The organism is Microbacterium sp. NPDC056052 (assembly GCF_042266785.1).
Lineage (GTDB): Bacteria > Actinomycetota > Actinomycetes > Actinomycetales > Microbacteriaceae > Microbacterium.
In genome coordinates this window covers 246,524-265,029 of record NZ_JBHJWV010000001.1, presented here as the reverse complement: position 1 = coordinate 265,029, position 18,506 = coordinate 246,524, and the positions used below count along the sequence as shown (strand labels likewise).

Annotated in this window: 12 protein-coding genes; 2 read left to right on the top strand and 10 right to left on the bottom strand. The window is 72.4% G+C overall.

The window, feature by feature from the left end; all coding sequences use genetic code 11:
- Positions 1-121: 121 nt before the first annotated feature.
- On the bottom strand, positions 122-2,617 hold the full coding sequence (gene pepN / locus ACFC1J_RS01205) for an aminopeptidase N (protein WP_375901749.1): 2,496 nt from the start codon (positions 2,615-2,617) through the stop codon (positions 122-124).
- 78 nt (positions 2,618-2,695) lie between these two features.
- Between pepN and ACFC1J_RS01200 the strand changes: the two genes are divergently transcribed.
- Together ACFC1J_RS01200 and ACFC1J_RS01195 are read left to right on the top strand one after the other, a co-directional pair.
- Entirely contained in the window at positions 2,696-3,187 is a 492-nt protein-coding gene (locus ACFC1J_RS01200; protein ID WP_375901747.1) for a YbaK/EbsC family protein, read from the top strand.
- A 72-nt stretch (positions 3,188-3,259) separates the two neighbouring features.
- Positions 3,260-4,417 carry an acyltransferase family protein gene (locus tag ACFC1J_RS01195; protein ID WP_375901745.1) on the top strand — a complete coding sequence of 386 codons (1,158 nt, stop codon included), beginning with the start codon at positions 3,260-3,262 and terminating at the stop codon, positions 4,415-4,417.
- 82 nt (positions 4,418-4,499) lie between these two features.
- Here ACFC1J_RS01195 and ACFC1J_RS01190 read toward each other — a convergent pair whose 3' ends face one another.
- The 9 genes from ACFC1J_RS01190 to ACFC1J_RS01150 all read right to left on the bottom strand — a co-directional run bounded on the left by ACFC1J_RS01190 (position 4,500) and on the right by ACFC1J_RS01150 (position 18,398).
- Positions 4,500-6,926: an HAD-IC family P-type ATPase gene (locus ACFC1J_RS01190; protein WP_375901743.1), complete on the bottom strand. Its 2,427-nt coding sequence runs from the start codon at positions 6,924-6,926 to the stop codon at positions 4,500-4,502.
- Positions 6,927-6,984: 58 nt separating this feature from the next.
- Positions 6,985-8,283 (bottom strand): MFS transporter, encoded by a 1,299-nt coding sequence (locus ACFC1J_RS01185; protein WP_375901741.1) that lies wholly within the window; start codon positions 8,281-8,283, stop codon positions 6,985-6,987.
- Entirely contained in the window at positions 8,280-8,867 is a 588-nt protein-coding gene (locus ACFC1J_RS01180) for a helix-turn-helix domain-containing protein (protein WP_375901739.1), read from the bottom strand. Before ACFC1J_RS01180 ends, ACFC1J_RS01185 begins: the two co-directional genes overlap by 4 nt.
- A 93-nt stretch (positions 8,868-8,960) precedes the next feature.
- Complete coding sequence (locus ACFC1J_RS01175) at positions 8,961-9,665, bottom strand: ABC transporter ATP-binding protein (protein WP_375901737.1); 705 nt, start codon at positions 9,663-9,665, stop codon at positions 8,961-8,963.
- On the bottom strand, positions 9,662-10,597 hold the full coding sequence (locus tag ACFC1J_RS01170) for an ABC transporter ATP-binding protein (RefSeq protein ID WP_375901735.1): 936 nt from the start codon (positions 10,595-10,597) through the stop codon (positions 9,662-9,664). The genes ACFC1J_RS01175 and ACFC1J_RS01170 overlap by 4 nt, the downstream gene beginning before the upstream one ends.
- Before the next feature lie 83 nt (positions 10,598-10,680).
- Complete coding sequence (locus tag ACFC1J_RS01165) at positions 10,681-13,341, bottom strand: FtsX-like permease family protein (protein WP_375901733.1); 2,661 nt, start codon at positions 13,339-13,341, stop codon at positions 10,681-10,683.
- Entirely contained in the window at positions 13,338-15,692 is a 2,355-nt protein-coding gene (locus ACFC1J_RS01160; protein WP_375901732.1) for a hypothetical protein, read from the bottom strand. Before ACFC1J_RS01160 ends, ACFC1J_RS01165 begins: the two co-directional genes overlap by 4 nt.
- 150 nt (positions 15,693-15,842) lie before the next feature.
- Positions 15,843-17,108 (bottom strand): MFS transporter, encoded by a 1,266-nt coding sequence (locus ACFC1J_RS01155; RefSeq protein ID WP_375902695.1) that lies wholly within the window; start codon positions 17,106-17,108, stop codon positions 15,843-15,845.
- Between the two features lie 84 nt (positions 17,109-17,192).
- Positions 17,193-18,398 (bottom strand): trans-sulfuration enzyme family protein, encoded by a 1,206-nt coding sequence (locus ACFC1J_RS01150; protein ID WP_375901730.1) that lies wholly within the window; start codon positions 18,396-18,398, stop codon positions 17,193-17,195.
- Positions 18,399-18,506: the final 108 nt, after the last annotated feature.

Here is an 18,506-nt window from a genome sequence, read left to right as displayed (position 1 = left end):
GATCCGTGCCGCCCACGCGGCATCGCCCGGCAGGAAGAATGCGACTCCGCAGGATGATCACGGGCGGATCCTCCTGCGGAGTCGTATTCGTCCTTCGACGTTGCGGGCCGGACGCCCGGGCTCAGCCCGCGAGGTCCGCCTGTGCCCCGCGCACCCGGATCGCGCGCCGCTGATGGTCCCGTTGCTCGAGCACGAGCCGGCGCAGGGCGGCAGGAGCGGCGGGATGCGCATCGAGCCAGGCATCGACGAGGTCGGTCGTCTCCGCGTCCGGATACAGACCGATCACCAGGCGCCGGGCGATCTCGATCGACCGCTCCGCCCATGCCGCCTCGATGCGCGAGAAGTACTCCGCGTCGAAACCGGACACGAGATCGCGTCGCCCGCCCGCCCCGAATCCGCGGATCGTCGCGTCGAGGTGGTCGTTCGTGAGGGCCAGGTCGCCCCAGGCCGCACGCCAGTCGGCCGCGCGCACCGCCGCGCTCGGCGTCGACGCGGCAGCGGCGAGAGCCGCGGTGCGGCCGCTCGCCGTGTGATCGCGCAACTGCTCCTCGGTGATCTCCTCCGCCCCGGCATGCCCCGTGGCGACGAGCGCGGTGAGCAGCTCCCAGCGCAGGTCGGCATCCATCGGGAGACCCTCCGGCCCGGATCCGATCAGGAGCGTGGAGACGTCGAGACGCCGGCTATCGTCGAAGGCCGCCGCGGCGGCGAAGGCGCGCGCCCAGATCAGCTGCGCGTCGCTGCCGTGAGCGGCGGCGCCGAGCGCCGCCCAGGTCGCGTCCAGCCAGGCACCCCTCGCCTCGGCCACGGCGGCCTCCGGCAGGTAGTGCCCGATCGCGAACGGCGCGTTCAGCACGACGCCGCCGAGCAGGGCGCTGTCGGCCTCGGCGGGCGCGTGCGCCGCGACGATCCCGAGATAGCGCTCGACGGCGAGCTCGCCGTCCCGCGTCGCGTTCCACAGCGCCGACCAGAGCAGCGCGCGCGCCAGCGGATCGGAGAGCGAGGACAGGCCCCGTTCGACGGCCGCGAGCGAACGCGGGTCGAGCCGCGCCTTGGCGTACGTGAGATCGCCGTCGTTGAGCAGGACGAGGTCGGCATCCGGCAGCGAGACAGAAGTGCGTTCCTCGGCGATGTCGACGGGGATCCGCTCGCGCAGCACGAGCGCGTCGTCCTGCAGGTCGTACAGGCCGATCTGCAGCCGATGCGGACGCGGATCCGCCTGGACGACGACGGCCGTGCCGCCCTCCCCCCGCTCGATGCTCAGCGTGCTCATGCCGGTGGTCTGCAGCCATGCCTGGGCCCAGGCGCGCATGTCGCGGCCCGAGGCCTGCTCCAGCTCGACCAGCAGGTCCTCGAGCGTGGTGTTGCCGTAGGCGTGCCGGGCGAAGTAGCGGCGGGCGCCCTCGAAGAAGGCGTCCTCCCCCGCGAAAGCGACGAGCTGCTTGAGCACGGCCGCGCCCTTGGCGTACGTGATGCCGTCGAAGTTGAGCTTCGCGGCCTCGAGGTCGGCGATGTCGGCGACGATCGGATGGGTGCTCGGCAGCTGGTCCTGGGCGTACGCCCAGGCCTTCCGACGGTTCGCGAACGCGACCCAGGCGTCGGCGAACTCGGTCGCGGCGACGGAGGCGTGCGATCCCATGTAGTCCGCGAACGATTCCTTGAGCCACAGATCGTCCCACCAGGTCATGGTGACCAGGTCGCCGAACCACATGTGCGCCATCTCGTGCAGGATCGTGTTCGCCCGCGCCTGCCGCTGCGCGCGGGTCGCGGCTCCCCGGTAGAGGTACGACTCGGTGAAGGTCACCAGGCCGGGGTTCTCCATGGCGCCGATGTTGTACTCCGGCACGAAGATCTGGTCGTACTTGCCCCACGGGTACGGGAAGGCGAACGCCTCCGCGAAGAAGTCCAGGCCCTGCCGGGTGATCTCGAGGATCTCGGCGGCGGCGAGGTGCTCCGCCATCGAGGCGCGGCTGAGCACCGAGAGCGGCACGACGAGATCGCCGCGCCGCCATTCGGACGACACGCGCGCATAGGGCCCCGCCGCGATGCAGGTGAGATAGCTCGACAGCGGCAGCGTCGGCGCGAACTCGACGGTCTGCGCGCCGTCATGGGCGCTCGTCGTCGCAGGCGACTGGTTCGACAGCACCTCCCAGCCCTCGGGAGCGGTCACCACGACCGTGATCGCCGCCTTCATGTCCGGCTGCTCGAAGCAGGCCATGAAGCGGCGCGCGTCGGCGGGCTCGTCGTGGGTGTACAGGTACACGCCCCCGTCCACGGGGTCGGCGAAGCGGTGCAGTCCCTCCCCGGAGCGGCTGTAGGCGCCGGTGGCACGGATGACCACGGTGTTGTGCTCGGCGAGGCCGACGAGGCGGATCCGCGCGCCGTCCCACTCGACCTCCCGCTGCTGCCCGTTCACCTCGACGTCGTGCACGGCCTCGCCGAGGAAGTCGGCCCAGGTCTCCGTCGTGCGCGCGTCGAACTCCAGCGTCGTGGTCACGGAGAACCCTGTGTTCGCCGGGTCGGTGGCGCCGGTCACGTCGAGCTGGACCCGGAGACGGTGCAGGTCGACGCTCCTGGATCGAGCGGCGGTCTCGGTGCGGGTGAGGTTGGCGGTGGTCATGGATCCATCGTTCCATGCTCTGCACGTGCGCCGGGCGGAAGGGCGCCCGGCGGCACGACCCTGTGCCAGCATGGTCGCATGACAGAGCAGACCGCCTCTCTCCCCGAGCGCAGCAGGATCGTGCAGGAGCACGTGCGCGCCGCGGGCCTCTCCGCACAGGTGCGCGAGTTGCCCGATTCCGCCCGCACCGCCGTCGAGGCCGCCGCGGCGCTGGGCTGCGAGGTCGGCGCGATCGGATCCAGTCTGCTCTTCCTCGCGGACGGCGCGCCGCTGCTCGTGATGACGAGCGGCCGGCACAGGGTCGACGTCGCCCTGCTCGCCGCGGCCGTAGGAGCGGAGACGGTCTCGATGGCGCCGGCGGCGACCGTGCGCGAGGTCACGGGGCAGGCGATCGGCGGCGTGGCCCCGGTCGGTCACCCCGCTCCGGTGCGGACGCTCATCGATGCGGCGCTCCGCGACTACGACCTGGTCTGGACGGCAGGCGGCACCCCGCACACGGTCATGCCGATGACGTTCGACGAGCTCGTGTCCCTCACCGGCGGCGAGGTCGTCGTGATCGCCGCGGACTGATCCGGGCGTCCTTCGCGCCCTCCGGGGCGCAGTCCAGGAGGCACCCAGACTCGGTGCCTACCGTCGAGAGGGATGTCACAGAACGGTAACGGCAGGATCAGTTCCCTCGACGGACTCCGCGGCCTGGCCGCGGGGATCGTCCTCATCCACCATGCGTCCCTGATTGCGGAACCATGGATGGACCCGGCCGGCTGGGCCCTCCTCACACAGTCGCCGCTCAAGCTGCTCCTGGCCGGATCCGAGGCGGTCATGGTGTTCTTCGTGCTGTCCGGGATGGTGGTCGCACTTCCCGCGCTCCGACAGGGCTTCTCCTGGGCGCGGTACTACCCGGCCCGCCTGATCCGGCTGTACGTGCCGGTGATCGCCGCGCTCGGCGGGGCCGCGCTCCTCGTCCAGCTGATCCCGCGCGACGCGTCCACGATGCCCGAGGACTCGTGGATGCAGGACGCGCAGGCCACGAGCGTCTCCGCCGGCGACGTGCTGTCGCAGATGACGCTGCTGCGGCCGAACTATCCGATCGACAACGTGCTGTGGTCGCTGCGCTGGGAGCTGTTCTTCTCGGTCCTGCTCCCGCTGTATCTCTGGGCCGCTCTGCGGATCCGACGCTTCGCCGTGCCCGCTGCCGCGGCCGCGGTGCTCCTCATGTTCGTGGGGCGCGCGACCGAGGAGTCCGCGCTCACCTATCTTCCGGTGTTCCTCCTCGGAACCCTGATCGCGGTGCGGTTCGCAGATCTGCAGGCCTGGGCCGAGCGTCCGCGCGTGCGCCGTGCGCTCCCCTGGTTCGCGGTCATCGCCTGCACCCTGCTCATCGCGAGCTGGCTGGCGCGTCCGATCACGGCCGGCACGACGGCGGCCGATGTGCTGTGGGCGCTCGCGGGCGCCGGCGCAGCGCTGCTCGTCGTCCTCGCCCTCATGTGGCCGGGCGCGCACAGGGTCCTCGACGCCCGCCCGATGCAGTGGCTGGGACGCGTGTCGTTCAGCCTCTACCTCGTGCACGCCCCGATCCTCGCGTCGCTCTGCTACCTGCTCGGGGCCGAGCGGTGGTGGCTCGCCTGCCTGATCGGGATCCCTCTGAGCCTCGCGGTCGCCGCACTGTTCCACGTGCTCGTCGAGCGGCAGGCGCAGGACCTCGCCTGGCAGGCCGGCACGATCGGCGCCGCGCTCGCGGAGCGGGTGCATGTGCGCCGCATCCGCGCCGCCCGTCGTATCGCCCTCGCCCGCACCCGATAACCCCCTCCTACTATCCGAGTCGTCCCCGTCAGCGGCGCCTATGGCGTCCGCTGACGGGGACGACTCGAAGGTGGGGAGGGGGTCAGGAGTGCGGGAGCACGGTGCGACGGTGGCGGCGGCGAGACACGGCGGCGTAGATCGCGCGCAGGACAGCGCGGGCGCCGAAGCGCACCGCGATCCCGGCGGCCCCGAACGCGCACGCGATCAGCACCGCGCGGGGATCGTGCAGGTCGACGGAGAAGATCCGGGATCCGAGGGGCGTCAGGATCACGACGAGCATGCCGCCGATCATCGCTCCCACGAGGCCGATCTTCCACGGCTGGAACGGCCGGGCCACGGTGATGAGCACGAAGAACGCCACGATCACGAGCGCGAGGAACGCCGTCGACGAGGTCAGCACGAGCTGAGCGTGCCCCGCGCCGAACACCGCGCGCGCCGTCAGATACGCCCCGTAGGAGGCGAGCGCCGCGCCGATGCCGCCCGGAACGGCCGCGTCGAGCACCCGGCGCACGAAGCCGTCCTGGGCGCGGGCGGTGTTCGGCGCGAGGGCGAGGAAGAACGCCGGGATCCCGATCGTGAACCAGGCGATGAGCGTGACGTGCCGGGGCAGGAACGGGAACGGCACGGCGGTGACCGCGACCAGCAGCGCGAGCAGGATCGAGTACAGCGTCTTCGTGAGGAACAGGGTCGCGACCCGCTCGATGTTGCCGATCACGCGGCGCCCCTCCGCGACCACGTGCGGCAGCGTGGCGAAGGAGTTGTCCAGCAGCACGATGCGCGACACGGCGCGGGCGGCCGGGGAGCCGGATCCCATCGCCACGCCGACGTCGGCGTCCTTGAGCGCCAGCACGTCGTTGACGCCGTCGCCGGTCATCGCGACGACGCGCCCGTCCCCCTGCAGCGCGTGCACCATCGCACGCTTCTGGGTCGGCGTGACCCGGCCGAACGCGGTGCGGTCGCGCACCTCGTCGTCGAAGTGCGCCGAGTCCGGATCCAGGGTGCGGGCGTCGACCGCGTCGCGCCCGTTCGGGACGCCGGCCTCCGCGGCGATCGCGCCGACCGCGGCCGCGTTGTCGCCGGAGATGACCTTGATGTCGACGTCCTGCTCCGCGAAATACGCGATCGCACCGGGCGCCTCGGCGCGCAGGCGCTGGTCCAGGATCACGAGCGCGGTCGCGACCAGACCGTCGGGGAGCCCGTCGCCGGGCGCCTCCGGATCCGGCAGCGCGCCGTCGCCGCGCGCGAGGGCGAGGACGCGCAGACCTTCGGAGGCGAGCGCATCGGAGCGGCTGCGGGCGGCATCGCCGACCGCGAGCAGCACGTCGGGGGCGCCGAGCACCCAGCTCTCCACGGCACCCGTAGCCGCATCGGCCGACTGCATCGCGGCCCACTTGCGCGACGAGGAGAACGCGATCGAGGTCTGCGTCATGAGCGCCGGCGCATCGCCGACGTGCTCCAAGATCGCCGCCATGCTGGCATTGGGCTTGCCCTCGGCGCGACCGATCGCGGCGAGGGCGCCATCGATGCGCTCGTCGTCCACGCCGAGGCGCTCGACGGCGCCCACCCGCATGCCGTCCTCGGTCAGAGTCCCGGTCTTGTCCGTGCACACCACGTCGACGCGGGCCAGCTGCTCGATCGCCGGCAGGTCCTGCACGAGGCAGTTCCGGCGCCCGAGGCGGATCACGCCCACCGCCATCGCGACGCTCGTCATGAGCACGAGGCCTTCCGGCACCATCGGCACGAGCGCGGCGACGAGACCCTGCACGGCCTTCCGCCAGTCCTCCGAACGTCCCCAGATCTGGTTGACGATCGTGAGCACGCCGACGGGGATCAGTGCCCAGGTCACGTACTTCAGGATCTGGTCGATCCCGGCGCGCAGCTGCGAGGAGGGCTTGCGGAACTCGGAGGCCTCCTTGGCGAGGCGGGCGGCGTAGGCGTGCTCGCCGACGGCCGTGGCGCGGAAGCTCGCGGATCCCGCGGCGACGAAGCTGCCGGACTTGAGCTCGTATCCAGCGCCGGCGAGGACCGGTTCCGACTCGCCCGTGAGCAGCGACTCGTCCACCTCGAGGCCCGTCTCGTCGAGCACCTCACCGTCGACCGGGATCTGATCGCCGGCCGCGATCAGCACGACGTCGTCGAGCACGAGCTGCTCCACGTCGATCTCCGCGATACCCTCGGCGCGCTCCACACGGGCGGGCGCCTTGCTGAGCAGCGCGAGCCGGTCCAGGGTGCGCTTGGCGCGCACCTCCTGCACCATCCCGACGACGCTGTTCACGATGATGAGCAGTCCGAAGAGCCCGTCGATGAAGTAGCCGGTGCCCAGGATGAGCAGGAACATCACGAGGTAGATCCCGTTCACGCGGGTGAAGGCGTTGGCCCGGAAGATCTCCCCGAAACTGCGACTCGTGCGCGACTCTATGGCGTTGCTCTCGCCGCGCGAGATCCTCTCCGCCACCTGCGCGGCGGTCAACGGGGCACGGGTCGCCTGGGCGGGGCTTCCGGGTGTCATGCGATCACCGTAACAGCGCGAGGTCCGCGCGGCCGGTGACCGCCCCGCACCGCACCGCTCACGCGGCGTTCAGCGCCGTCTTCCGGCTCCGCTCTTGGCGCAGTGCCGGCAGATAGCAGGCCGCGCCCAGGATGCTGAACGCCCCGGCGACGATGGTCGCGGTCGCGGCGGAGGTCGCTCCCGCGAAAGCGGTGAGCACGAGCAGGCCGATGCTGTACGCGCCTCCGGAGACCATCGAGTTGAGCGAGAGCACCGTCGCCCTGGTGGATCGGTCCGCCTCGCGATGCAGCAGCGCGGAGTGCATCGGACCCGCCCCGCCATGCGCGAGATAGGTCAGCCCGTATCCGATGAGCAGGCCCACGACTCCCGAGGAGAGACCCATGATGACGACGAACGCGCCGTTCAGGATCCGGCTCAGGATCGCCGTCCAGGTCACGCCGATCACGCCGCTCAGCCGGCCCGCGAACAGGGATCCGACCGCGAAGAGTCCCCACGCGGCCGCCGACGCCGGGCCGAACACGGCGGCGGCCGCAGCCTCCCCGCCGAGCATTCCCTCGAGCTGCACCGGGGTCAGCGTCTCGAAGCCGATCATCGCGACCGACCAGAACACCTCGACGAGCACGAGACCTGCGAGCACCCGCGAGCTCGCCGCACGGCGCAGGCCGTCGACGATGGTCCGCGGGGTCTGCTGCGCGGCGCGCCACAGGGTGGGAAGCGCCCGCGTCATCGCCGCCCCCTCCTGAGGCACGTCCCGCACCAGCGCGACGACGAGCACCGTGTATCCGACAAAGAGGCCGATCGCCACGATCAGCGGCAGCACGAGCGCGGACAGCGCGGAGAGCGGATGCCACGCGACGAGCAGACCGCCGAGCAGCGCCCCGCCCGCGATCGCCATGCCGAGCACGGTGCCGGCACGTGCGAGGGGATGCGCGACCTCGGCCTGCGGATCGTGCTCGTGCACGGCGTCGACGAACCACGCCTCGAGCGAGCCGGAGTCGAGCACCCGGAAGACGCCCTGCAGCAGCAGCGACACCGCGAACAGCGCGTACGAGTCGGCGAGCAGGAAGAGCACGCTCGCCGCGACCGCGAGCACTCCCGACAGGGCGAGCACCGGACGGCGTCCGAGCGTGTCGGACAGAGCGCCCGTGGGCAGTTCCAGGGCGAGCGCCACGAAGCCCTGGATCGCGAGGATCGAGCCGACCTCAGCGATCGAGAGCCCGCGTTCGAGCGGCAGCAGCACGGTCACCCCGAGGGTCACGCCGACCGGGAGCCAGCGCAACGCCGTGAGCAGGAGCAGGCGGCGCTGCGCCGCGGAGATCGCGCTCGCGGCATCCGCGCTCGCCGTCTCGGTGCTCATGGCTCCTCCGGCGGGTCGAGGTCGATCGGGGTGACCTGCACAGCCACGTGCACCCGCCGCGCGGCCGGATCCCCCTCGCCGAGACGCCGGTACTTCTCGGTCAGCGCGTCGACCTCCTCGTGGAAGGCGGCGAGCTGATCCGGCGTGACGGTGAGCAGCGCGTCATCGAGCCCGAGTCGGTCGACCCAGGCGGCAGGCCAGGAGGCCTCGACGTCGAGCCAGCGCTCGGCCCGTAGGGCGAACTGCCGCACGTAGTCGCGGCGCAGCCAGCCCAGCGCGGTCTGCGCGTCCTCGTCGTCCGTGAAGGCGGAGTTGCTCCAGGAGTGGTAATCGGTGCTGGCACGCCAGATCCGCCGCTTGCCTGCGCCCTCGCCCGTATCGGTGACCAGGCCGACCTCCTCCAGGGCGCGCAGGTGATAGCTCGTCGCCCCCGTGTTCGTGCTCAGCGCGGCCGCCAGCTGCGTCGCGGTCGCGGGACCGTGCACGCGCAGCTCGCTGAGCAGTCGCGAGCGCAGCGGGTGGGCGAGCACGCGCACCGCGCGCTCGTCGAGACGCATGCCGACGGGTCGTTCCGGGGTGTCCATGACCCCACTCTTGCATGCACGGATTTTATGCACAAGATCTGTGCACGCTTTCTCTGCACGAGTCTTCTGCACGAGGGAGCCGGCGTCAGGACATCAGCGATGCCCTGTCTTGGCCGCGAGCGCCCGGGGACCGAGCTCGTGCAGCACACCGTCATGCAGGTCGAGCACGCGATCGGCGCGTGTGAGCATGGCGGCGTCGTGCGTGGCAACGACCGCAGCAGTGCCCCGCTCGTGCACGAGTCCCGCGATGAGATCCATGATCTGCGCCCCGGTCTCGCTGTCCAGCTGCGCGGTCGGCTCGTCCGCGATCAGCACCGCGGGATCCATGACCAGCGCACGCGCGATCCCCACGCGCTGCTGCTGCCCGCCGGAGAGCTCGGCCGGGCGCTGCCGCGCGTGATCCGCGAGCCCCACCGCCTCCAGCGCGCGGGCGACCCGCTGCTCCCGCTCCGCCACCGCGGTGCGCCGGATCCGCAGCGGGACCTCCACGTTCTCGGCGGCGGAGAGCACCGGAAGGAGCCCCGCCGTCTGGAAGATCGAGGCGATCCGCTCGCCCAGCAGGTGGCTCGCATCCCCCGCGCTGATATCGTGCTCGTCCAGCAGCACCCGCCCGCGCGTCGGCCGGTCGAGACCGCCGAGCATCGTCAGCAGCGTGGTCTTGCCGGAACCCGAGCGCCCGGTGATCACGACGAGCTCCCCCGCCGAGACGGTCAGGTCGACCTCGCGCACCGCGGTGACATCGCCGCCGGGCGCCGAGAACACGCGAGTCAGCCCCTCCGCACGCAGGACCTCCGTCATGACTGGTCCTCCCCCGGTGACAGTGCTTCGTCCGGCCCCGGCTCCACCGCCGTCGCCGCAGAGGAAGCGCTCGGCGCGACCCGCACGTGGTCGGCCTCGAGCGACAGCCGCACCCTGTCGCGCAGGTCGAGCGCGCTCACGAACTCGCCGGGCAGCTGCATGCGGCCCGCCCGGTCGAGCACCGCGAACTCCTGGGCGATCCGGACCTCCCGCCCCTCGTCATCGGTGTGCGTGCTGCGCAGGGTCTCGGTCGAGGTGCGGCCATCGCGGATCCGCACCGTGCGGTCGACGTGCTCGGACACCGCAGTGTCGTGCGTCACGATGAGGGTCGTGACGCCATGCTCGGTGTTGACGGCCTGCATCGCGGCGAGCACGTCCGCGCTCGTGCGCTCGTCCAGTTCACCGGTCGGCTCGTCGGCGAGCAGCACGCGCGGCTCGTTCGCGAGCGCGACCGCGATCGCCACCCGCTGCTTCTGGCCGCCGCTCAGCTGAGCGGGTCGCTGCTCGGCCACATCGGCGACGTCCAGCAGTTCGAGCAGCGCCTGCGCACGACCCGCGCGTTCCGCCTTCGGCACCAGGCGGGCGACGCCGTGCGCCAGGGCGATGTTCTCGCGTGCGGTGAGGTACGGCAGCAGGTTGCGCCCGGACTGCTGCCAGACGAAGCCGACGCTGCGCCGGCGGTAGCGCAGCCGCTCGGCGCCCCGCATCGTCACGAGGTCGTGCCCGGCGACGCGGGCGCTCCCTGCGGTCGGTGCGTCGAGTCCGGCGAGGATCCCGAGGAGCGTCGACTTCCCGGATCCGGAAGCGCCGACGAGCGCGACCATCTCCCCCGCCTGCACGCGCAGATCCAGCCCCTGCAGGGCCTGCACCTCGACGCCCTTGGCGGTGAAGATCCGCACCAGACCCTCGCATGCGATGTCGACATCGGCCATCATCCGATCCCTCCTGCTGCGGTCATGATCCCTCGTCCCTCGTCCTCGTCGCCGTGGCCATCCTTCTCCCCGACCGTCATCCGTCACCCCTCGTCATCCGAGACCCGGATCGCGTCGGCGCTGCGCAGTCGCATCGCCGCGGCGGTCGCCAGCAGGACCGCCGCTGCGGTGATCGCGGCGAAGCCCAGCACCGCCGCGGCGAGCCACACCGGCGGCAGGCTCAGCGCCGGTGCCGTCTCTCCGCCTGTGAAACCGCGCAGGTCCAGCGCTCCGATCACCAGCCATGACATCGCAAGGCCCGAGGCGACGCCCACCGGCAGCGCGATCACCAGCGCCGGCCCCACCTCCCACGCCACGAGAGGGAGTTCCCTGCGCCGCGGATAGCCGACCGCACGCAGGAGCGCGAGCAGGCGGGCGCGTGCGACCGCCCCGAGCAGGAGCGTCTGCAGGACGGCGACCGCGAGCAGGACGGCGACGATCGCGGCGGCCACCATCAGCGCGACGCGCAGGGCGGATGACGCAGGATCCGAGGTCGTCTGCGCGATGAGCTGATCGGCGGTCGTCACCGTCGCGGTCTCGCCGAGCCGCGCGGCCAGTTCCTTCGAGACGGTGCGCGGATCGTGCCCTGGGGCCACCGCGGCGAACAGCTTCGTGATCAGCGGTGAGGCCACGCCGATGCGGTCGATGTTCCCGCGGTCGACGATCACCCACCTCTCCGTGTTGCCGAACGGGGTCCGCTGCGCCGTGTGCGCGACGACCCGGACGGCGTGGCCGTTCACCGTGAGCCCTTCGCCGAAGCGCGCGAGCAGCTGCTCCGACGCGACGACGGGGATGCTCCCACCCGAGGTCTCCGTGAGCGAGGCGGGCAGCGGCAGGGCGCCGTCGAATCCCTGCTGCACGCGTGCGAAGGCGTCCCGATCGACCGCATAGACGCGCACGCGGTCGGTGACGCCCTCGGACGCGCCCTGGCCGATCTCGTCCGCATCCAGTGTCGCGACCGCCTCCACGCCGGGGATCTTCCGTGCCGCGGCGGTCTGCGCGTCCTCGAAGAACGGCATCGACGCCGCGATGTCGGCACCGGTGGCGTCCCGCGCGGTGCGATCGATCCCGTCCGAGACGGTCGCGGCGAACGAGACCGCGAACACCGCCACTGCGATGCCGATCACCGCGGCGAGGGCGGGAGCCGTGCGCAAGGCGGCATCGCGCAGTGCGCGGGCGGGTCCCAGCAGCGAGATCAGTCCGCTGCGGCGGCGCGCGGCGCGCAGCAGCGCCTCCAGCACGAGCGGGAGCAGCCTCAGCACCGCCGCCGTTCCCACCGCGCCGATCAGCACCGGCATCGCGAGCAGCACCGGATCCACCCGGAGGGCCCCATCGCGGCTCCGTAGGACCACGGCGACGCCCACCGCGAGTGCCACGACCACGGCCTCGGCGACCAGGCGCGTCCACGGACGCTGCCGCGGCGCGGCCCCGTCTCGACGTTCCGCCCGGCGCAGGCCCGCCACGATCGTGAACGGGACCGCGCACGTCGGGACGAGCACGAGCACCGCTGCCACGAACACCGTCAGCGCATCCGGTCCGCCCGACGAGAGCGCCGCGCCCGCCGCGATACCGATCGCCGCGCCGAGGATCCCGAGCACCAGCGTCTCACCGCCGAGCACGACGCACAGCTGCACGAGCGATGCACCTCTGGCACGGACGAGCGAAGCGGCTCTCCGTCGGCGCAGAGCCAGCTGCCGTCCGGCCAGCGCCAGGACCACGGCCGCCACCGTGAGCGGACCGACGGCGGCGACGGAGACGACCGCGACGAGGGCGCTGCCTCGCGCGACGCCGCGATCCAGGGCGTCGGCGAGGGGAGAGGAGAACTGCAGTCCGTCGTCGTGGAAGCCGCCGCCGGAGCCCACGTGCACGGGGTTGGCCATGAACAGCCGCAGCTGGGTGCTCACCGTCGCCGCGTCGCGAGCGGGGATCCTGCTCACGTCGAGCGGGATCCACGCGAAGGTCGCGGACTGCGTGAGCAGATCGCCGAGGACGCCCGCTTCGTCCGGCGCCATGAAGCCGACCGTCTGCAGGATGGTGTCGCCCATCGGCGTGTACTGGACGGTCGGCGCACGCGAGCCGACCAGCATGTCCCAGTCGAGGTCATCGGCGCCGCTCGGGGCGACCAGGCCGGTGAGCGTGACGGGAAGACCCTGCCTGTCGCGCACCTCTCCGACGTTCCAGTCCAGCTCGGCGGCGGCTTGGTCGCTGAGCACGATCTCGATGCCCTCTGCGGGGTCGGTGACCCGAGGATACGCGCCCTGCACGAGGCGGCTGCGCTGCTCGAGCCCCGGATCCATGATCAGCCGCACGGCATTGCGCGGCGTCTTCCGATCGCCCTGGAGCTCGATCGCCCGGAAGTCTCCGACGGCACGCGGCGTTCCCAGCACACTGCGCAGGGGCTCGGGCTGGCGATCGCGCTGCGCCTGCAGCGCCGCGAGAGGCTCCGACCAGACGTCCGTCTTCCCCGGACCCCCGCGCTGGAGCCCCGCGATCCAGGACTGCGCCGCCGTGAGAGGGCGGCCGATCTCGGGGATATCACGGATCTGGTGCTGCACCGTGGCGGTGCGTGCCGCGTCGATGAGCGGCGGCACCAGCGCGCCCGCGAGGGTCATGGCGGCGATCGCGAGCACGAGGAAGGCGGACAGCAGGGGCGTCGTGAGCGCGGTGCGCAGCACGACGGCGGGCGTCCCGGGATGGCGCGTCATGCTCCGCTCCCCCACATCACGGGAAGGACGACCGCCACCACGACGAGTCCCGCGGCCGCACCGCCGAGGATGCCGAAGATCGCGACCCCCGTCACCTCGCCGAGGCGCGCGGAACGCTGGCGTCCGGCGCTGAGCCCGAGAGCGCGCAGCGCGGTGCCCTCCTCGCCTCGCCGGGAGCGGTCCGCGGCGACGGCGGCGAGGAACCCGAGCAGCCCCAGCAGCGCCGCGGACGCGGATCCGAGGGTCAGCAGGATCGTGGTCGTCCCGGTGATCGGGGCAGTGCTCACCGCGGCGGCGGTAAGGATCCGCATCGGAGCGCTCGCCCTGGTGCGGACCTCCGCCGCGACCGCCGAGGCGTCCGAGGTCGCGAGCCACAGCTCGTTCGAGGGCAGCCGCCCTGTCCTCGCTGCGGTGGCCTTGCGATCGGCGAGGATCCCTGGGCCCGATCCGATGCCGGCGATCGCCGGGAGGATCGCGACGACCTGCGCCGGCAGCCGCGTGCCCTCCGGCCGCAGCGTGATCGAGAACGTCGTGCCCTTCGCGGCGCCGAGTCGCTGCGCGAGCGCCGTGGTGATCGCCACGGGGACGGAGTCCCCGGCACCGCCGGCGATCGCGGACCGGTCCGCAGCGGGGACCGCCTGGGCGGAGGGATCGACGGCGAGGAACGCCACCGTGTCCGAGCCGACCTCCGCGTCTCGGCTCAGAACCTCGGCGGCGCGCGTGACCGTCGGCATCGCCGCGGCTTCCGTCGCGGTGAGCGGCACAGTGCCCTGTGCTGCGACCGACACCCGCACGTCGAGCCCGAGCGCGGCGCGGACCTCGCCGCGGTCCACGGCCGCGGCGAGCGGGGCCGCGCCGAGCGCCATGGTCACGGATCCCGCCGCCAGCGCCATGCACAGGATCGCGACGGCGACGCTTCCGGCGCGCCGCGCGATCTGGCGCAGAGGCAGGACGGGCATGATCCCCCGGCCGCTGCGGGCCGCACGTTCGGCCACCGCCGCCACAAGCACGGCGAGCACGGGAACGAGCAGTCCGAACGCGAGGAGCGTCACCGCTCCGGCCGCGGAGGCGACGGGATCCGCCGCGCCGCCCTCAGAGATCACGCCGCCCTGCGTGAAGAGCTGCCAGAGCGCGAATGCGGCCAGGGCGGTGACGATGAGGGTCGGCACCAGCAGCGTCGTCATGATGCCCCGGCCGGCGTCCGAGCGGGTCCCGAACGTCGGGGCGGACGCACGTGCCGCGGTGAAGGCGGCGGCCGCCGCCGCGATGAGCACGGTCAGCGCTGCGGCCGCGACCGTGGGGAGGCCTGGGGCGGCGAGCGGGAGCATCACGATCAGGGCGAGGACGGCGCCCGCGCCCGCCGCCGCCGCGGCTTCTCCCGCCCCACCGGCGGCGATCTCGCTCACCGAGGCGCCCCGCGCGCGGACCAGACGCAGCTCCTCGCGGCGCACACCCGCTACGGACGTGAGGATCACGGCGATCGCAATCGCTCCCAGCACGACGATGATCGCCGTGGGCACCGCCATCATGCCGCGGGCGACGCCGACGGCGCGCGCCTGCCGGTCCAGCAGATCGCCGAGCGCGCCGCCGACCGCGGTGCTGGACCGACTGTCGGGGTCGACCTCGGCCGGGAGCTGCGGCAGTCGCGCCAGCCCGGCACGATACGCGCTCAGTCTGTCGGCTGTCAGCGCGGTCGGCACGATGGTCCAGGTCACCGTCGGCGTGGTCCACAGCTGCGCCATGTCGTCGTCGGTGATCAGCACGGGTCCCGCGGCGCCGTCGGAGTCGCCGGACGCCACCGCGGGATCGCCCGCCCAGGCCGGCGCGGCAGGATCCTTCGCCCGCCAGGTCCCGACCACCGTGACCTCGACGACACCTCCCGACGCGTGCGCACCGAGCCGGATCCGATCGCCGATCCGCCAGCCCCGGGTCTCCGCCGCGGCTTTCAGCACGGCCGCCTCGCCGGACCTGGCGGGCCAGGCACCCGCGACGAGTTCACCGCGATCAGTGACGCCTTCGCCGCCGATCGCCTGCACCGCATCGGGGTTGCCCAGGGAGATCTGACTCACGGCCATCCGGGCGACCGAGACCGGGGCGCCCGCGAAGGCCTTCGCGATCGCCGCGCGGACAGCACGGTCCTGCGCCGCAGGATCCCCGGTGCTCAGCGCGGTGACGGTCGCGACGCGCGTTCCGGACTCCGCATGCTCGGCGACCTCCCGCACGCCGTCGTCCACGAGCCGCCCCGACAGGCCGTCGATCCCGCCCACGCCGAGCACGACGAGTCCGGCCGCGAGCAGGACGAGCAGGAGTCGCGCTGCCTGCTGCCGGGCCCGCCTCACCGCAAACGTCATCGTCCTCGCCTGTATCACCGACCACTCCGCGCGCCTGCTCCGGGATCGTTACCGATCCGAACGAAACGCACTTCCCCATCCTGGGGGCACCGACACGGCCGCGCAATGTCCTCTTTGCGACTTCTGTGAATCAGCCCTCGCACGGCCCGCTCAAACGGCGCCGGCCTCGGTCGCGACCGGGGCCGCCACGCCGTTGGCCGCCGCCGGCAGCCGCCGCTCGAGGGCGAACGCGAGCACGCAGATCAGCACCGAGCCCGCCACCATGGCGACGATGAACCACACCTGGCACCCTTCGCCAAGCAGCAGCCCCGCCGCGATCGGCCCGGCGATCGCCCCGCCCTGGAACGCCGCAGCGTTGATCGCGTTGTACCGCCCGCGGCTGCGGTCAGAGGCGAGGTCGTTGCAGATCGCGGGCACCGTGGGCTGCAGCATGGTCTCCCCGAAGGCGAAGACTCCCATGAACAGCAGCACGCCGATGGCCGCGGCGAGCGATTCCGGCAGCAGCCCGGTGAGGCCGAGGAGCACCCAGGAGAACCCCCAGATGAGGGTCATCACCTGCATGACCCTGGTGCGGCGGCGCCCCGTGATGAGCTTCAGGACGGCGAACTGCAGCAGCACGATGACGGCGGTGTTCACCGCGAAGGCGAACCCGATCACCTGCGTCGAGACGCCGGACACCTGCCGCGCGAACGCCGGGAAGCCTCCCTCCATCTGTCCGTAGCCGATGAACACGGCGAGGAACGTCAGCAGGGTGAGCCACAGCACGGCCGGCCTCCGCAGGATCTGCCGGTATCCCTCGGTCTCGGTCTCGTGCTCCGCGGAGGGATCCGCGTGAGTGCGCACATGCCGCAGCGGCCCGAGCAGCAGCGCCATCGGGATGAGCGAGCTGGCCGCGTCGATGAGGAAGATCGCGGTGAACGTCTCCGGCCGGTGCACGTCGATGAAGAAGCCGCCGATGATGCCGCCCACGCCGATGCCGAGGTTGACCAGGGCGAAGTTCACGCCGAAGTACTGCTGACGCAGCTCACCCGAGACGATCGTGGCGATCAGTGCGTTGAAGCCCGGCCAGGAGACGCCGAAGTTCACCCCGATCAGCACGAGCGCGATCGCCGCGACCGCGGGCGACGTCGCGAAGGCGAGGAGCGTGCAGCCCGCGATCATCGCCACGAGGCCCGCGAGCAGCACCCTCCGCGCGCCGTAGCGGTCGATCAGCGTCCCGCCGGGCCCCGTCACGACGAGTCCGGTGATGGCGATCACGCTCATCAGCGCGCCGGAGACGCCCAGGTCGAAGCCGCGCACCTCGTGGAGGTAGATGATCGTGAAGGGCAGGGTCAGTCCACGGCCCAGCGTCTGGATGGCGACGGTGGACAGCAGCCAGCGCCCCGGGGTGGGGAGCGCGGCCCAGAAGGTTCTCATTCCGGTCACCGCACAATTCTGCCGGTGACCACGGACATCCCCCTCCCCTGGCGCTCTCAGCGCGTCGGGCTCGGGGCGACGCGCTCAGCGCACGGCGACGCCGATCCTGGCGAGGGCCTGGGCGAGATCGCCGATCAAGTCCTCCGGATCCTCCAGGCCGATCGAGAGCCGCACGACGTCGGCGCCGGGGCGGGCCTCGGCCGCGACCGGCCGGTGGGTGAGCGCCGCGGGGTGCTGCACGAGCGAGTCGACGCCGCCGAGCGACACCGCGTGGGTGAACAGCCGCACTGATCCGGTGAGGGCCTCCGCGGCCGCGTAGCCGTCGCGCAGTCGCACGGCGATCATCGCACCGCCGCCGCGCATCTGCCGCGGGATGAGACCGCGCTCGTCGCCGATCCCGGGATAGAACACCTCGGCCACGGCAGGGTGCTCGGCGAGCCACGCGACGACGCGCTCCGCGGAGCGCTGCTGCCGCTCCATGCGCACCGGCAGGGTCGCGAGACCGCGGTGCAGCAGGTAGGCGCCGAGCGGGTGCAGCAGCGCCCCCGTGATCGCGCGCACGCGGCGCAGCGCCTGCGCCGTCTCCTCGGAGCACGCGATGACGCCGGCGATCACGTCGCCGTGCCCGCCGATGTACTTGGTCGCGCTGTGCAGCGACATCCGCGCGCCCAGGTCGAGCGGGTTCTGCAGCAGCGGCGTCGCGAACGTGTTGTCCACGAGCACGGGCACGTCCCCCGCCTGCGCGACGACCGCCGCGATGTCGACCATGTCCAGGGTGGGGTTCCCCGGGGTCTCGACGACCACGAGCCCTGTGTCGGCCCGCAGGTGCGCACGCACCTCGTCCTCGGCGCAGAAGGTCGCCTCCGCACCCAGCAGTCCGGAGTCGAGCAGGTGATCCGTGCCTCCGTAGAGCGGGCGCACCGCGACGATGTGGTGCTTGCCGATCGCCGTGGTGTGCGACAGGATCGCCGCCGTCATCGCCGCCATGCCGCTCGAGAACGCGACGGCGGCCTCGGCGTGCTCCAGCTCGGCGAGGCCCTCCTCGAACCGGGCGACCGTCGGGTTCCACAGCCGGGCGTACACGTTGCCGCCGTCCGGCAGCGGGTGTCCGCCGGTCGCCATCGACTCGTAGGAGTCGCCCCCGTGCAGGATGTCGGGCAGCGGGTTGGTCGAGGAGAGGTCGATCGGCGCGGCGTGCACGCCGAGGGCCGCGAGGTCGGCCCGGCCGGCGTGCACCGCCACGGTCTCGGGTCGCAGGGGCGTCTCGCGCAGGGAATCGTCGTCGATCATGGTCTCAGGATCCGTCTGTGCGCAGGGATTCGCCAGATCCTTTGCTGTGCAGAAGCCTCGGGAGTGCCAAGGTTGTTCTAAACACAACATCCGGACGTCCTGAGGAGC

Bases quoted from the DNA above. Each gene is read 5' to 3' on its own strand.
- ACFC1J_RS01180 (WP_375901739.1), bottom strand. From the start codon at position 8,867: ATGGACACCCCGGAACGACCCGTCGGCATGCGTCTCGACGAGCGCGCG.
- ACFC1J_RS01200 (WP_375901747.1), top strand. From the start codon at position 2,696: ATGACAGAGCAGACCGCCTCTCTCCCCGAGCGCAGCAGGATCGTGCAG.
- ACFC1J_RS01195 (WP_375901745.1), top strand. From the start codon at position 3,260: ATGTCACAGAACGGTAACGGCAGGATCAGTTCCCTCGACGGACTCCGC.
- ACFC1J_RS01185 (WP_375901741.1), bottom strand. From the start codon at position 8,283: ATGAGCACCGAGACGGCGAGCGCGGATGCCGCGAGCGCGATCTCCGCG.
- ACFC1J_RS01170 (WP_375901735.1), bottom strand. From the start codon at position 10,597: ATGGCCGATGTCGACATCGCATGCGAGGGTCTGGTGCGGATCTTCACC.
- ACFC1J_RS01190 (WP_375901743.1), bottom strand. From the start codon at position 6,926: ATGACACCCGGAAGCCCCGCCCAGGCGACCCGTGCCCCGTTGACCGCC.
- ACFC1J_RS01150 (WP_375901730.1), bottom strand. From the start codon at position 18,398: ATGATCGACGACGATTCCCTGCGCGAGACGCCCCTGCGACCCGAGACC.
- ACFC1J_RS01155 (WP_375902695.1), bottom strand. From the start codon at position 17,108: ATGAGAACCTTCTGGGCCGCGCTCCCCACCCCGGGGCGCTGGCTGCTG.
- ACFC1J_RS01165 (WP_375901733.1), bottom strand. From the start codon at position 13,341: ATGACGCGCCATCCCGGGACGCCCGCCGTCGTGCTGCGCACCGCGCTC.
- pepN (WP_375901749.1), bottom strand. From the start codon at position 2,617: ATGACCACCGCCAACCTCACCCGCACCGAGACCGCCGCTCGATCCAGG.
- ACFC1J_RS01175 (WP_375901737.1), bottom strand. From the start codon at position 9,665: ATGACGGAGGTCCTGCGTGCGGAGGGGCTGACTCGCGTGTTCTCGGCG.
- ACFC1J_RS01160 (WP_375901732.1), bottom strand. From the start codon at position 15,692: ATGACGTTTGCGGTGAGGCGGGCCCGGCAGCAGGCAGCGCGACTCCTG.